Annotated in this window: 9 protein-coding genes; 1 reads left to right on the top strand and 8 read right to left on the bottom strand. The window is 62.2% G+C overall.

Annotated elements, in window-relative coordinates; all coding sequences use genetic code 11:
* Positions 1-115: 115 nt before the first annotated feature.
* Positions 116-1,006, bottom strand: a complete 891-nt coding sequence (gene mmsB, locus HU725_RS03600) for a 3-hydroxyisobutyrate dehydrogenase (protein ID WP_186477395.1) — start codon at positions 1,004-1,006, stop codon at positions 116-118.
* Between the two features lie 10 nt (positions 1,007-1,016).
* A complete protein-coding gene (locus HU725_RS03595) occupies positions 1,017-2,543 on the bottom strand; it encodes a CoA-acylating methylmalonate-semialdehyde dehydrogenase (protein ID WP_186477394.1) in 1,527 nt (508 codons plus the stop codon).
* Positions 2,544-2,675: 132 nt separating this feature from the next.
* On the opposite strand from HU725_RS03595, the gene HU725_RS03590 reads away from it, so the two are divergent.
* Positions 2,676-3,620 (top strand): LysR family transcriptional regulator, encoded by a 945-nt coding sequence (locus tag HU725_RS03590; protein ID WP_186477393.1) that lies wholly within the window; start codon positions 2,676-2,678, stop codon positions 3,618-3,620.
* 30 nt (positions 3,621-3,650) lie between these two features.
* Here HU725_RS03590 and yfiB read toward each other — a convergent pair whose 3' ends face one another.
* The 6 genes from yfiB to recC form a co-directional block, all read right to left on the bottom strand.
* Complete coding sequence (gene yfiB, locus HU725_RS03585; protein WP_060478487.1) at positions 3,651-4,142, bottom strand: outer membrane lipoprotein YfiB; 492 nt, start codon at positions 4,140-4,142, stop codon at positions 3,651-3,653.
* 3 nt (positions 4,143-4,145) lie between these two features.
* Positions 4,146-5,417: a diguanylate cyclase DgcN/YfiN gene (dgcN, locus tag HU725_RS03580; RefSeq protein WP_186477626.1), complete on the bottom strand. Its 1,272-nt coding sequence runs from the start codon at positions 5,415-5,417 to the stop codon at positions 4,146-4,148.
* Positions 5,418-5,428: 11 nt separating this feature from the next.
* A complete protein-coding gene (yfiR, locus tag HU725_RS03575) occupies positions 5,429-5,995 on the bottom strand; it encodes a regulatory sequestration protein YfiR (RefSeq protein ID WP_186477392.1) in 567 nt (188 codons plus the stop codon).
* 96 nt (positions 5,996-6,091) lie between these two features.
* On the bottom strand, positions 6,092-8,167 hold the full coding sequence (gene recD, locus HU725_RS03570) for an exodeoxyribonuclease V subunit alpha (protein ID WP_186477391.1): 2,076 nt from the start codon (positions 8,165-8,167) through the stop codon (positions 6,092-6,094).
* Positions 8,164-11,838 carry an exodeoxyribonuclease V subunit beta gene (gene recB, locus HU725_RS03565; protein ID WP_186477390.1) on the bottom strand — a complete coding sequence of 1,225 codons (3,675 nt, stop codon included), beginning with the start codon at positions 11,836-11,838 and terminating at the stop codon, positions 8,164-8,166. The genes recD and recB overlap by 4 nt, the downstream gene beginning before the upstream one ends.
* Entirely contained in the window at positions 11,835-15,299 is a 3,465-nt protein-coding gene (gene recC / locus HU725_RS03560) for an exodeoxyribonuclease V subunit gamma (RefSeq protein ID WP_186477389.1), read from the bottom strand. Before recC ends, recB begins: the two co-directional genes overlap by 4 nt.
* Between the last annotated feature and the right edge of the window lie 73 nt (positions 15,300-15,372).

The raw sequence follows: 15,372 nt of genomic DNA, 5'->3' as shown, positions 1-15,372 counted from the left end.
CAACATGCATAAATTCGACGGGCTATGGCATCAAAACATCGCAGGACGGCCCCCTCCCCTCTGGTGCGCAGTTACAGAGGGAAGGCAACCAACCCCGCGATGAAGTCTTCGCTCGTCAATCCTTCCTGCGGTAGCCCTCAACGATTGCCGAGAAATCCTTGCCGCCGTCTCCACGCAGGCTCATAGCCTGGTACAGCTGCTGAGCCAAGGCCCCGAGGATTACCGGTTGGTGCGCCTGGCGAGCGGCCTCGGTGGCAAGCCCCAGGTCCTTGAGCATCAGTTCGGCGCCAAACCCACCGGTATAGCCCCGCGACGCAGGCGCCGTGTCGATGATGCCTGGCCACGGGTTGTAGGTATCGGAGCTCCAGCAACGCCCAGTGGAACTGTTGATGATCCCCGCTAGCACCTGGGTATCGATGCCCAGTGCATTGCCCAGGGCCATGGCCTCCGACACACCGATCATCGAGATGCCCAGCAGCAGGTTGTTGCAGATCTTGGCAATCTGCCCGGTGCCTACCTCACCGCAGTGCACGATGTTTCGGCCCATCTGCTCCAGCACCGGCTGCAGTGTCGCGAACAACTCGGCGCTGGCGCCGACCATGAAGGTCAGCGTGCCCGCCGCTGCGCCGCCGGTACCGCCGGAAACGGGTGCATCGCCCAGGTCTACACCTTTGGCCGCAGCGGCCTTGGACACCTCGCGGGCAGTCTGCGGGTCGATGGTGCTGCAGTCCACGGTCGCAGTACCAGGGCGGATACCGGCCAAAATGCCAGTCTCCTCGTCCAGATAGACACTGCGCACATGGGCGGCGGCTGGCAGCATGGTGATCACCATCTCACTGCCGGCCGCCGCATCCCGTGGCGAGGCGCTGACCTGCGCGCCCAGCTCGGCAAGTTCGGCCAACACAGCTTTGTTCAGGTCGAACAGATGCAGTTGGTGCCCCGCCTTGATCAAATTGCGGGCCATGGGCGCGCCCATGTTGCCCAGGCCGATGAATGCGATATGCATGGCGTTCTCCTTAGCGCAGGCTGATGGTGGTGTTCACACCGTCATTGACGCTGTCGTCATCGAACCAACGGGCGGTGACGGTCTTGGTCTGAGTGTAGAACTGCACCACTTGCTTGCCGTACGGGCCGAGGTCGCCAAGCTTTGAGCCACGGGAACCGGTGAAACTGAAGAAAGGCACCGGCACCGGGATCGGAATATTGATCCCCACTTGGCCGACATCGATTTCGCTCTGGAATTTGCGCGCCGCGGCACCGCTTTGGGTGAACAGGCCGGTGCCATTGCCGAAGGGGTTGGCGTTGACCAGGGCGATGGCCTCATCGAGTGTGTCGACTTCCAAGGTGACCAGTACTGGGCCGAAAATTTCCTGGGTGTACACCTGCATGTCGGTCTTCACCCCAGAGAACAAGGTTGGGCCGACGAAGTTGCCGTTCTCGTAACCCGGCACCTTTACGCCACGGCCGTCGAGTTCGAGTTTGGCGCCCTCCTGGATACCGCTCTCGATCAAGCCCAGTACACGCTCCTTGGCGCGCTTGGAGACCACCGGGCCCACGTCGGTGCCTGGCTCACAACCGGCGTTGACTTTGAGTTTGCTCGCCGCTTCCTTGATATCGGGCAGCCATTCACGCGCCTTACCGACCAGCACCGCCACCGAGGTGGCCATGCAGCGCTGCCCGGCAGCACCGAACGCGGCGCCGACCAAGGCGTTGACGGTTTGTGTGCGGTTAGCATCAGGCAGCACCACGGCGTGGTTCTTGGCGCCCATCATCGACTGCACACGTTTGCCGTGCTGGCTGGCCAGGTTGTACACGTGGGTACCAACTTCGGTTGAACCCACGAAAGAGATCGCCTTGATGTCTTGGTGCGTGCAGATCGCATCGACTACTTGCTTGCCGCCATGTACCACATTGAGCACGCCCGCCGGCACACCGGCTTCCAGCGCCAGCTCCACCAGCAGCATGGTCGAAAGCGGGTCTTGTTCGGAAGGTTTGAGGACGAATGTGTTCCCGCACACGATGGCCATCGGGAACATCCACAGCGGGATCATCGCCGGGAAGTTGAACGGGGTGATGCCCGCGCATACGCCGATCGGCTGACGCAGGGTGTAGGTGTCCACGCCACCGGCTACGTTCTCGGCGAATTCGCCCATCTGCAAAGTGCCGATGGAAGCCGCATGCTCGACAACCTCAAGGCCACGGAAAATATCGCCCTCGGCGTCAGCCAAGGTCTTGCCCTGCTCGGCGCTAAGCACCTGGGCGATACGTTTGGTGTGTTCGCGGATCAACGCCTGCAACTTGAGCATAATGCGCATACGCGCACCAATCGGCGTGTCACGCCACGCCTTGAAGGCACGCTGGCCTGCAGCCACGGCGGCATCCACTTCTTCGACGGTGGCAAACGGTACCCGCGCCAGCACCTCTTGGGTGGCGGGGTTGACGATATCCCGCCATTCGCTGGTCTTCGACTCGACCCACTGGCCGTCGATCAACAGCTTGACCTGCTCGACCTTGGTCTTGTCGGGGGATTGCGGTGCATTCATCTGCGTTCTCCTTGGAATTATTGTCAGGACGCGATTGCCAGCGCCACGCAAACACGGGATGGCGCCGCAGGGCTTTTTTCGAGTATAGATGTGCAAACATCCAACAAGAACGCACAAAAAAACCGGATCAACATGCAAAAAGACCTGACATCCCTTGGTTCGCTGAACTGGGACGACCTAAAGTTTTTTCTCGAAGTGGCGCGCACTCGCAAAGCCAGCGCTGCCGCCAAACGCCTGGCTGTCGACTACACCACGGTGTCCCGGCGCATCACGTCGCTGGAGGGGGCGTTGGGCACGCTATTGTTCGAAAAGTCCCGCACCAGCGGTTTCGTCCTGACCGCCGAGGGGCAACGGCTGTTGGGCTACGCCGAATCGATCGAAAGCACGTTACATATGGCCTGCGAGCAGGTTTCAGGCTCGGGGGTGGCACTGTCGGGGCATGTACGGATGGGCTGCACCGAAGGTTTTGGCAGCTTTTTCGTGACCCCACAACTGAGCCATTTCGTCGATGCGTACCCGGCAATTTCGGTGGATATTCTACCGCTGCCGCACTTCATCAGCCTGTCCAAGCGCGAGGCGGACATCGTCATCGCCCTGGAGCGGCCCGAGCATGGCCCCTATGTATGCTGCAAGTTATGCGATTACCGGCTGCGGCTGTATGCGACCCAGGACTACCTGAACAACCATGCGCCCATCCGCCAGATGGGCGACCTAATCGACCACCCGTTCATTAGCTACGTGGACGACCTGGCCTTCAGCTCGCAGTTGCTCTACTTGGCCAACCTGATCCCCAGCGCCAATGCCCATTTGCGCAGCACCAGCGTCATTGCCCAGTACACGGCGGCGCTGCAGGGCCGAGGGTTGGCGATCCTACCCTGCTTTTTGGCGGCCCAGGATGAGCGGCTGGTGGCGGTGTTACCAGAGCAGATCGAAGTGACGCGGCAGTTCTGGATGTACTGCCGCGAGGATTTGCGCAAGTTGAAGCGCATAACTCTGCTATGGGACTACATCCGCGGTGTGACCGAAGCGAATGCACGTTTGTTGATGGGTGAAACCCGAGACATGCAGTTTGCCTAGGTTTGATGGGCTGCTTGGCAGCCCTTGGGGCTAGTATGATGCCACCACGATCGATACCCGCCGGTTCTCCGTACGTCCGGCGCGGGTCCGGTTGTCGGCTACCGGCTGCGTGCTGCCCAGGCCGCGGGTCTGGATATTCTGGGCCGGCATGCCCACACCGACCAATGCTTGGGCCACACTCTGCGCACGCCGTTCGGATAGCTGCTGGTTGTACGCAGCCTTGCCCGAAGCATCGGCATGGCCGTCTATCCGCACGCCTTGAATGCCCACACTCAGCAACGCTTTGCCGATGCGCTCGACAATGGCCTGACTCGCAGCGTTGAGGCTGTCCAGATCACTGCCGAACAGCACCTTGCCCGACAGATCGAACGCCCAGCCCTCTTCGGTCGGCGTAAAGCCTTCGCGCTGCAGGACGGCGATCTGCTCGGCGCTCAATCCTTTGGGCGGTGCGCTCTGGCAACCAGTGAGCGCCAGCAAGGCCAGCACCAGCATGATGAAGGGAAAACGAAAACACTGAATCACGGTTCAACTCCTGTTTCTGAAATCGACGGCGGGCTGTTCCTTCCGAGCCGCTTGCCACTGGCCACGGCGCTTGCGCTTGGCCTGGTACATCGCCGCGTCTGCGGCATTGAACAGAGAGGCAGCGTCGCTGCCATCGTCCGGGTAAAACGCGACGCCCACACTTAGCGAGGTCGTGAGGCGTTGTCCACCCTCAAGCTGCATCGGCAACTGCATGCTGGCGATGATCTTGTCGGCGATACGCTCGGCGTCCTCGCGAGTATGAAGCGGGGCCAACAATACGGCGAACTCGTCCCCACCCAGGCGTGCTACCAGGTCATGCTCGCGCAATTGTGCACGCACTCGGTCGGCAATATTGATCAGTACTTCATCACCTGCGGCATGCCCGAGGGTGTCGTTGATCTGCTTGAAGTGGTCACTGTCGAGAAACAGCAAGGCCAGATGATCCTGCTGGCGTACAGCGTTACGCAGGCTACGACTCAGGCGGCCCTCGAAGAACGCGCGATTGGGCAGGCCCGTCAGGCTGTCGTGGCTGGCCTGGTGCGCCAGGGTGGCATTCTCGTTCTGCAGATGGCTGTGCCATATCTCCAGCTCATCGAGCAGGGCATTGAAGTCAGCCCCCAATTCGTTGAGCTCGGCAATGGGGGCTTCCGGCACTCGTCGGTCGAAACTACGCTCTCGACGAGCGGCATGGGCTACGCTGGCAAGCCCGCGCAGCGGGCGAACGATGTCGCCGAGCAGGCGCCGCGAGAAGTGCAAGGCGACGAAAGCACTGAGGATCGTGCAGAACAAGATCCCGCCCAGACCGCTGAGCAGGAACAGCAACAGGCTGCGGCCCTGGCCAGTGATTTCGGTATGCCCGACCCTCTGCTGCTGATGCATGATCGGCAGGCTGATCGGCTCACCCAACAAAGCCGTTGCCACACGCACTTCCAGATGCCCAAGCACCCCTTCATCACTGCGCTGCCAATGCGCCAGTTGCTCACCGTCTTTGTTGAACACCTTGGCATCGGCCACTTCTTCGGTTTTGGCAATCAGCTCCAACGCTTCGTTGGCTGCCACGCTGTCATCGAATACCACGGCGGCTTCGACGGTGTAGTTGATCGAGCGGGCTATCAGGTGCAGGTTGTGGTTGGCATATACGCGCAGGGCGAGCACCCCCAACAGCGTCAGCGAGATACCGGCCAAGCCCACCGCCAACAGGGCAACGCTCAGGTGCCCACGGCCAAGCACCGAGCGCAGGGTCGGGCGAACGGCCTGCCGGTTGCCGGCCTTCATGGCTGCAGGCTTCATGGCATTACCCCACGGCGCCGTGAAAGCTGCAACACACTGGGGTGGATGCGTACGCCGGAGCGAGCCACGGAGTCCAGGTTGACCTCGAATGCCACCTGCTGATCGCTGACCCGCAGGCAGAACAGGCTACCCACGGTGCAAGGGTCGTCGGCCTCGCTGATGCTAACCACCGGGCGGCCGCTGAGCACGTGGAACAGGCGATTACGATCGGTATCGTCGAGCTTGCCGATGTAAACCGCGTCACAGGCTTGGGCCAGCTGTGGATCGTTGGCCAGTAGGCGCCTTACTTGCAACGGCTGACCGTTGTTTTGCAGATTGCCTTTGATCAAATCGTCGGCATATTCGGTGGGCCCGACCAGGCACAGGCGCAGAGGCACAGGTGCTGAAGGCCAACGAGCGTAGCTGAGAATGCCCAGCACCACCTGCGTCACCGCCTTGGCACGATGTAGGGCCTGCACTGAGGTGGCCGCTTGCTCCGCCTGGGCGGGGCTAGCCATAAGCGACAAGGTGAGCAGATGCAGCGTAAGCGCACAGCCCATCAACCACTCCCTGGCGCCTGTCATGTGAGAGATCTCTCAAAATCGTGTTTGATATCGGCGCAACGATAGCACAACGCTGGCTATCTGGAGGAGCGGCCGTGTGCCGCCTTTGGGCCCAGGCTACACCTGTTCGAGCATCAGCCCGGAAATACGCCGAACCTTACGTAGCACGGCCTCCTCGAAAACACCCTGCCGTGGCTCGACCAAGCTGAAGCAGTGCTTGGCACGGGTGATGCCGGTATACACCAGCTCCTTGGTCAGCACCGGGTTCAGTGCGTCCGGCAACACCAGCGCGGTATGGCTGAACTCTGAGCCCTGGGACTTGTGCACGGTCATGGCGTATACGGTTTCGACCTCGTTCAGCCGGCTAGGCAGCACGAAGCGTACCCCCGTACCGCCGTCGTTGCGTGGGAAAGCCACCCGCAAAAGCGCTTGGCCTTGTTCATCCGGCAAGCGCAGTGCGATGCCGATATCACCGTTCATCAGCCCCAGGCCGTAATCATTACGGGTCACCAGCACGGGTCGGCCCTCGTACCACAACTGCTGGTTATCGATAAGCCCGGCATTGTGCAGCACCCGCGCCACACGCTCATTGAGGCCTTCGACACCCCAGGGGCCCTTGCGCACAGCGCACAGCAGCTGGAAATCTTCGAAGCTATGCAGCACGTTGGCGGCCCACTGCTCCCAGCGTGGATCGTCGAAAGCCGTACCAGGTGCGGGCCGATGGCGGCCAATGGTGCGCAGGTAGCTCCGGTAGCCTTGAGGCCCCTCGCTGCCGCGGTCAAGGCCGTCCAGGATCAAGCGGTCCAAGGCCTTGTCCTGCTCGTTGCGCAGCGCCAGCCCAAACACATCCGCAGGCGGCATGCTCAACACATCCCGCGCCGCCTGAGCCTGTTGACGGTTGACCAGGCGGGCCAATTGGCCAATACCGCTGCCCTCACCAAAGCGCCGCGAGAACCGCAGCATCACCACTTGCTGGGCCAGCGGGTTGCGCTGTGCATCACCCTGTTCAAGGCCGCTGGCGGCCAGTGACTGGCCACCGATTAGCTCCAGCCAGGCTTGGGTGGCAGGCGAATAGCGGCCCTCTTCGGCGTCACGGCACAGGTCACCCAGCACGGCGCCGGCTTCGACCGAGGCTAACTGGTCTTTGTCGCCCAGCAGAATCAAACGCGCTTTGGGTGGCAGCGCTTGTAGCAAGTTGGCCATCATTTCCAGATCGATCATCGACGCTTCGTCGACCACCAACACATCCAACGGCAGCGGATTACCCGCGTGATGGCGGAAATGCCGCGAACCTGGGCGGCTGCCGAGCAAGCGATGCACAGTGCTGACGTCGGTTGGGATATGCCCACGCACCTGGGCAGTGACCTGCAAACGCTCGACCTGCTGGCCGATCGACTCGGTCAGGCGTGCGGCCGCCTTACCGGTTGGGGCGGCCAGGCGAATGCGCAGCGGCCTGCCCTGCTCCACCGCAGGTGCCTGCAACAGCGCCAGCAGGCGCACGACGGTGGTGGTTTTGCCGGTCCCAGGGCCGCCGGTGATGATGCTGAAACCTGCGCGGGTGGCCAAGGCGCAGGCCAGTTTCTGCCAGTCCACCTGCCCCGGCAGAGCGCCATCGTCGAACAGCTGAGCCAAGCGTGCAGGCAAGTCGGCTGGGGCCGCTTCGCTCTGGCTCAAGCGTAGGCGCAAGGTCTGGTCAATCTGCCGCTCGTAGCTCCAGTAGCGGCGCAGGTACAGGCGCTGCCCGCTGAGCACCAGTGGCCGCGCCTGCTGACCTGGGGCGTCACCATCAGCCACCAGGGTGCTGGCGGCGATGCGCTGCAGCCAAGTACGCAAGTCCAGGTCGGCCAATAGCTGCGAGGGCAGCAGCAACGGGCCGGTCAGGGCATCGCCTTCAGGCGGCAGTGACAGCGCGAAATCAGGCTCGGCGAGGGTCTGTTGCAAGTCGAGGCAGACGTGCCCATGGCCTAGCTGGTGGCTGGCCAACGCGGCCGCCAGCAGCAGCAGCGGGTCACTGCCAGGCGCGCGCTCTTCGAGAAAGCTGACGAACGCTCGATCGAGCGCCCGCAACCAGCCACGCTCTACCCAGCGATCAAGCAGCTGCAACAAGTCGGTACTGTTACGCTGGGGCGCCAGCGCCAGCAGATGCTCGGCGCGCAGCGGCGTAGGCAAGAGATCGTCGAGGGTACGGCTCATGGCGCGGCTCCGGCAAACAGGTCCTGCTGTTCGGGCGCGTGGACGCCACGGAACAGCGCGTCGAGGGCCTCGATCAGCTCCCGTGGCGGCCTGGCGAAGTACACGCCATGGCCACTACTGCTGGCTCCGCGCAGGAAGATGAACAAGGCACCGCCCACATGGCGGTCGTAGTCGTAATCTGGCAAGCGTGCGCGCAATTGGCGATGCAGGGCCAGCAAATAAAGCACGTACTGCAGGTCGTAGCGGTGTTCGAGAATGGCTTTCTCCATGGCCTGGCTGTCGTAGGCTGCGATGTCCGGCCCCAGCCAGTTGGACTTGTAGTCCGCGACGAAGTAGCGCCCGTCGAGTTCATACGCCAAGTCGATAAAACCCTTGAACATGCCATTGAGCAAAGTCGGTTGCGCTGCGGGGCGTGCACAGCCTGTATGGGTATACCGGGCTACCAGGCGGTCGAGTTGCTCGGCATTGACGTTGTGGCTGGCGAACCAGAACTCCATCTCGATCTGATACTGCTGCAAGCGCGCCAGGGTCATCGGCGCGGCGCCAGCTGGCAACGGCTCGTTCAGTAACTGGTGCAACCATTGGCTGAGGGTGGGGATCCACCCGGTCCAGTCTCGCCGGTTGCAGCGTTGGCCGACGGTACGCTCGATGAGCTGCGGATCATTTGCGACGTCACTGAAGCCTTCACGGCCTGCCCACTCCAGCAACCCATGGAGAAACGTACCGGGGTTGGGGCCACGGGGGAAGCGATGGATGTCACCACCGTCGGCAGGCACCTCGCGAACGATCTGCTGGCTATCAGGCACCTCGTCATCGAGCAGTTGCTGGGCTTGCGAGCTATCCGCGCCAAGGGTCTGCTCCCCCAGGCGCAGGGCGCTGTAGGAGGCGATCCACCAATGCTCGGCAGCGGCTCGGCGGGGCTTTCGAGCAGGTAGCAGTTCCCGCTCGATCTGCGAGGCCTGATACCGCTCATCAGTGGCTTGCGGCAAGGCCGGGCAGGCAATCTCCAGGCAATCTGCCTGCAGGCTCTGAAGCCACGTACCCAGCAGTTGCGAGCCAGGCAGTGCCTGGCCCCCGCCAAGCAAATAGCCAAGCGCCGAGCGGTGCAGCTGCGAGCTCTTCTGGTTGCCACGCTTGAGGTCGGCCACGCCCAGCCAGCAGGCGTGCTGAGCGCGCGTCAGGGCCACATAGAGCAGACGCAGATCTTCGGCCAGACGCTCCTCGTCGGCCAGCGCGATCTGCGCTGCATCGGGTGTCAATGTCAGTTGCACATGGCCTTGGTTATCGTGCCAGGCCAGCGGCAGACGGCTGCCGTCCACCGGTTTGCTGGTGCAGATGAACGGCAGGTACACCAACGGGTATTCCAAGCCTTTGGACTTGTGGATGGTTACCACCTTGACCAACTGCTCGTCGCTTTCCAGGCGCAGAATCTGTTCTTCCCCGGCTTGGCCGGAGTTGGCCAGGTGTTCTGCCAGATGGCGAATCAGCGCCTGTTCACCATCGAGCTCGGCCGCCGCTTGTTGCAACAGCTCAGCCAGATGCAGCAAGTTGGTCAATACACGTTCACCGTCCGTGCGGCCAATCAGGGTGCGAGGCAGTTCGAATTCGTGCAGCAAGTGGCGCAACATCGGCAGCACGCCCTGGCGCTGCCAGAGCTCGCGGTAGCGACGAAAACGCATGACCCAGCCTTCCCAGACACGCTCATCCTGGTTGAGCTGGTCGAGTTCAGCCAGCGAAAGGCCCAGGGTCAGGCTGGCCAGTGCAGCCTTGAGCAGACGCTCGGAGTCCGGCTCGGCACAGGCCTTGAGCCAGGCCAGCAAATCATGGGCCTCTTGGGCGGCGAACACCGAATCCTTATCGGAAAGGTACACGCTGCGCACGTCGCGGGCGGCAAGTTCGCGGCGCACCAATTGCGCTTCATGGCCATCGCGCACCAAGATGGCGATATCCGAGGGCTGACACGGGCGCAGCTCGCCGTTTTCGTCGCTGAAGCCAGAGACACCGCGCTGCCCACCGTTCAATACGGCCACGATATGGCTGGCGCAGCTGGCAGCCAGTTGCTGGCGGTAGAACGTGCTGGAAACCGGCTCGTCGCTCTGCAGTTGCCAGCATTGCAGCGCAGCGCAGGCCTGGCCATCGAGCAACAGCTGCTCGCTGCGCCCCTTGGCACGAACTTCGACGAATGGCAGCGGATTGTCGTCAGCTTCGCGAAACAGGAAGGCACCCTTGCCTTGGGGGCGAGCCTCAGCTTGCAGAAACACTTGATTGACTGCCGCGACCATGCCCTGGCTGGAGCGATAGTTGGTGTCCAGGCTGTGCAGGCGGCCGGCGGTGGCACGGCGGGCCGACAGGTAGGTGTAGATGTCGGCACCGCGGAAGGCGTAGATCGCCTGCTTGGGGTCACCAATCATGAACAGGCCAGTTTCCGGGTTGTTCTCACCGATACGGTAAATGCTTTCGAAAATGCCGTACTGCACCGGGTCGGTGTCTTGGAACTCGTCGATCAAGGCCACCGGAAACTGCTCGCGGATCAGCGCCGCCAGACGTTCGCCCGACTCCATGCCTAGGGCATGCTGAAGCCGCAGCAGCATGTCGTCGAAACCCATTTCGGCTCGGCGGCGTTTTTCCACCTCGAAGCGCGCGGCTACCCAGGCCGCGGCATGCTCCAGCAGGGGCGCATCGGGGCTTGGCAGAGCCTGTAACTGCTGTTGCAGGTTGAGCATGGCATGCAGGGCTGGATGCTCCGGCGGTTGGCCCGCTTTCCAGATTTCGGCCAGCCCTTCCGGGGTCAGGCGACTGAACCCGGTGCCCAGGTCCAGTTCCACCACATGCGCGTCACTGGCCCAGCCACGCAGCTTGTCGAACCACGGCTCGAAGTAGCGCGCTTGCAGCTTGCGTCCATCGACCTGTTTGGCCGCCACAGCGTCGTGGCAGATTTGCTGCAGCTCATCCGCCCACTTCGCCCATGGCCCCTTGAGTTGCCGCAACTGCTCGCCGCGCTGCTGCAGCGCTTGATCGATCAATGCTTGCGGCGCAATGTCGTCGGGCAACGCACGCACGCGGCCAAACAGGGGGCGGATGCGCGGCAACAGCGCATCCGGGCTACCCCAGTGTCCGCGTACCCACTCGAGCGCTTCCCCGCGCATGCCGTAGCAATAGCGCCGCCAGTAATCGCGCATGACCTGGCCAAGCAGCTCGCTGTGGTCTGTTTCAAGGCTTTGGGTGAACAGGCTACCGCTATCGAAGGCATGCTCGCGGAGCATGCGCTGGCACCAGCCATGGATGGTCGAGACCGCGGCTTCATCCATCCACTGCACCGCCACTTCCAGGCGGTTGGCGCAGCGCGGCCATTGCTCTTGGGCATAGTCGCTGCGCAGTTGTTGCAGCAATGGGTCTGCGTGCTCCAGTTCGCCGCGGAAGTAGCGTGCGGCCTCGGCCAGACGGGCGCGGATCCGCTCGCGCAGCTCTTTGGTCGCGGCATCGGTGAAGGTCACCACAAGAATCTGCGGCGGTAGCAGCTCACGACCGAAGCCGTGTGTTCCACCGTGGCCAAGGATCAGGCGCAAGTACAGTGCGGAAATGGTGAACGTCTTGCCCGTACCGGCGCTCGCCTCGATGAGCTGGCTGCCATGCAGAGGAAAACTCAGTGCCAAAGGACGAGCCTGGGTCATGCTTCACGCTCCGGGTTGCCCTGGGCCTGCCAGGCTGCGCTGAACAGAGGGCGGTACAAGGTTTCACACCAGCCTTCAAAGGTCTCGTCGGCGCTCAGTGCAGCGAAGTCGGAAAACTGCCGTGCCAGAGCAACACTTTCGCTGCGTTCGCCGAAACTGCTGCGGCCATCGCCCTCGTAGGCACGGGTAGCGGCCGCCAGGGCTTTGTCTGGGTCTTGCTGCCCCAGCCAGGCGAAGGCGGTCTTGGCGGCAACTGGCAGTGGCGCGTTCATCCCCGCCTGGCGGGCGATCAGCAATTCCCCCAAGCGTTCGCGCGCCTGCGCCTGTGGCAAAGGCCCGAGCAGCAGGGTGATGTCACTGGCCAACAGAGCGCTGTGCAGGGGATAACCCACAGCGCAGGCGGCCAGGTGCATCACCCAACTGGCGATCAGCCGATGCCACTTGAGGTTGTTGCGCCCCGCGCCGATGGTGTTGGGCACGGTGGTGATACTCAAGAGGCTGTGGTCGTCAGCTTGATAAACCCGGCCCAGCCAGCCCTCCAGACGCTGGTTGGCATGCTCGAACTGAATGGGCAGTGCTCCCTCCACCACCGTAGGCCAGCGCCGCAGTAGTTGACCATGGCGTTGCAGCAGATCGGGCAATGGCTGGATCAGTTCGGTCTGCAACATTTCACCGAAGCCCGCCAGAGGCAGCAATCCGCAGGCTTGCAGCCGGCGAGCCTGGGCTTGCAGGGCATATTCGGCGTTTTCAGGGTCGCTCAGCGCGGCGACCAGCAAGCTTTCGCTGGCGCTATAGCGCTGCAAGGCATCGAGTACGAAGGGCTCTTCGTCTGGCGTAGGCGCCTGCAGGGCTTCGAAGAATACCTTCAGGCGCTGACTGAAGAAATGCCGTACGGGGTGACGAACAAAGTCCTGCAACTGGGTCAGCGTCAGCGGCTCATCACTGACATACGGCGCGAGTGCTAGTTCAGGCGACTGCTCGTCGCTGTTCTGGCGATGCAACAATTGCCATTCATGGGCGAAGCTGAACAATCCAGTGCCCTTGTCGAAATAGCGTGCACTGAATGGCTGCAGTGGGTGCTCCTGGGTCAGCGCATGCAGCAGTGCCTGGCCGTCAGAACTTCCCTTGAGGCGCCAACCGGCAACCAGGTGGTCGCGCAGTTGGCCGATCAATACCGAGGCGGGCCGTTCACTGTTGTCACGGATGCTGCGGCCCACCCAACTGATGTAAAGCTGGTCACGTGCCGACAGCAACGCTTCGAGCAGCAGATAGCGGTCGTCCTCACGTCGCGACCGGTCGCCTGGGCGATAGTCACTGGCCATCAGGTCGAAATCCAGGGGCGGCTGTGCCCTCGGGTAGTCACCATCGTTCATGCCTAGCAGGCACACTACCCGGAAGGGGATGGCGCGCATGGGCATCAAGGTGCAGAAGTTCACCGAGCCGGCGAGAAAGCGCTGGGACAACTTGCCTTCGTCCAACCCCGAAAGCCAAGCCTCGCGGATCACCGTGAGCGGCAACGGGTCTTGCAGGCTGACGGTTTCGCAGACCTCCAGCCAGTTGTCACGAAGGGCCAGCAGTTGCAGCAGGAGAAACTCGTCGTGCTCCTCTTCAGCCAGGAAGAACACTTGCAACAGGGCGCCCAGTCGATCCCCCCACTCACTGGCCGTGGCTGGCTGGGACAAAGCCTGGTTGGCCACCTCTAGCGCATCGAGCAGCGCCACCAGCGGGCCAATCAATGCTGCGTCCAGGCCGCCGATTTCATCGTACGGTTCGATACCGTCGCAACCTTCGCCCATCCCGACGGCGTAACCCAGCAGCATCCGCCGCAGCCCGAAACGCCAGCTGTTCTGCTCAAGACCGTGGGGCAACCCTAGGGAGGCGCGCTGTTCAGCGTTCAGCCCCCAGCGAATGCCCGCGCCTTGGATCCAACGGTGCAGGGTTGGCAAGTCGCTTTCACGAATGCCGAAGCGTGCGCGCAGAGCCGGGACATCGAGCAGGTCAAGGACCTCACTGACGGCAAATCGGCTGTCCGGCAGCTTGAGCAGATGCTCCAGGGCAATCAACAGCGGGTCGCGGCCACGTTGGCCCTGATCGGTGAGGGTGAAAGGAATGTAACGCGGGTCGTTGCGCTGCAATTGGCCGAAAACTGCGCGGATGTGTGGCGCATAGGTGTCGATGGCTGGGACCATCACGATCACATCGCGTGGACGCAGCGTAGGGTCGGCGCTGAAGCGTGCCAGTAACTGATCGTGCAGAATTTCTACTTCGCGCTGAGGGCTGTGTGCCACGTGAAAACGCACCGAGCGGTCTTTGCTCGGGTCGACCGCAGGCCAGCAGTCTCGCGTTTCTGCAAGTGGTCGCAGTTCAAGGATATCGTCCTGCAGCTGACTCAGCAGTGTGGTGGGCTGGCCTTCGCTGAACAGATCGATGCGCCCATCGCTGAATACGCCTTGGTAGCTGCCGGGGTCATCGTAGCTGTCCAACAAGTTGATGTAGTCACGGCCCTGCTTGCCCCACGCTGCCAAGAGCGGGTGGGCGTGTTGATGCAGTGACTCATCGTCCAACTGCACCGGCATGCCTGGCTTGCGCTGTTGGCGCTTGTATTGATGACGCAGGAGATCTTTGTCGGCAACGATATCGGCCCAATGGTGGCGACAAGGATTGTGAACACACAGCAACACCTGACTGAACCGAGACAGCCCGGCTAGTGCCTCCAATGCCTGGGCGGGCAGGGAGGAAATACCGAATACGATGACCCTCGAGGGCAATCCAGGCGGTGCACTCTGCAGTTTTTCGATACGTTCAAGGAAGCGCTGATGCACCCCTGCCCGGCTTTGCGCCATGCTCTGCTCACCCACATCCTCAAGCAGCGCCCGCCAGAGCTCAGCTTGCCAGCGGTTGCCCGGTGCAAGGGGTTTACGTTCACCGCGGGCGCTGTTGAGCGTGTGCTCGCCGGCTGCCCAGTCCTTGAGCCAGTCGGCACGGTATACCTGGTACTGGTCGAACAAATCAGCCAGACGCTCTGCTAACTGATAGCGCTTGCGCAAGTCACTGTCATCGGTGAGAAAGCGGCGCAGTGGTTCGAAATGTGGACGCTCGATCAGGGCAGGTAACAGACGCATCAGACGCCAGGTCAGCGGCGCCTTGTCCAGCAGCGACACTTCAGGGATTTCTTCACGGCCAAGTACTTTGCGATACAGCTGCCACATGAAACTGCCTGGCAGTTGCACATCGATGGCGGCGGCAATCCCACAGCCTCCAAGATCATCGTCCCGGGAATCTTCAGCCAGGGCGAGTTTGAGCCATTGGGCAATACCATTGCTCTGGACCAAGGCGATTTCGTTTTCCAGCGGAGCTAACGGGTAGCGTCGCATCCAACTCACCACCAGGCTACGCAAGTCATCCAGACGGTTGCCATGGACGACCATGAAACCAGGTTGCAGTGAGGTAGTGGTGGGCATGGAAAAGTCCCTGAGCAGAGAAGGGCCAACGATATCACGGCTGAGTGCAGGTGCAGGCACGGGCCCAGATGAA

The sequence above is a fragment of the Pseudomonas promysalinigenes genome, from assembly GCF_014269025.2.
GTDB lineage: Bacteria > Pseudomonadota > Gammaproteobacteria > Pseudomonadales > Pseudomonadaceae > Aquipseudomonas > Aquipseudomonas promysalinigenes.
This window is presented reverse-complemented; position numbering and strand designations above follow the sequence as displayed.

Coding starts and splice junctions, on each gene's coding strand:
- dgcN (WP_186477626.1), bottom strand. CDS start 5,417: ATGAAGGCCGGCAACCGGCAGGCCGTTCGCCCGACCCTGCGCTCGGTG.
- HU725_RS03590 (WP_186477393.1), top strand. CDS start 2,676: ATGCAAAAAGACCTGACATCCCTTGGTTCGCTGAACTGGGACGACCTA.
- recB (WP_186477390.1), bottom strand. CDS start 11,838: ATGACCCAGGCTCGTCCTTTGGCACTGAGTTTTCCTCTGCATGGCAGC.
- recD (WP_186477391.1), bottom strand. CDS start 8,167: ATGAGCCGTACCCTCGACGATCTCTTGCCTACGCCGCTGCGCGCCGAG.
- mmsB (WP_186477395.1), bottom strand. CDS start 1,006: ATGCATATCGCATTCATCGGCCTGGGCAACATGGGCGCGCCCATGGCC.
- yfiR (WP_186477392.1), bottom strand. CDS start 5,995: ATGACAGGCGCCAGGGAGTGGTTGATGGGCTGTGCGCTTACGCTGCAT.
- recC (WP_186477389.1), bottom strand. CDS start 15,299: ATGCCCACCACTACCTCACTGCAACCTGGTTTCATGGTCGTCCATGGC.
- HU725_RS03595 (WP_186477394.1), bottom strand. CDS start 2,543: ATGAATGCACCGCAATCCCCCGACAAGACCAAGGTCGAGCAGGTCAAG.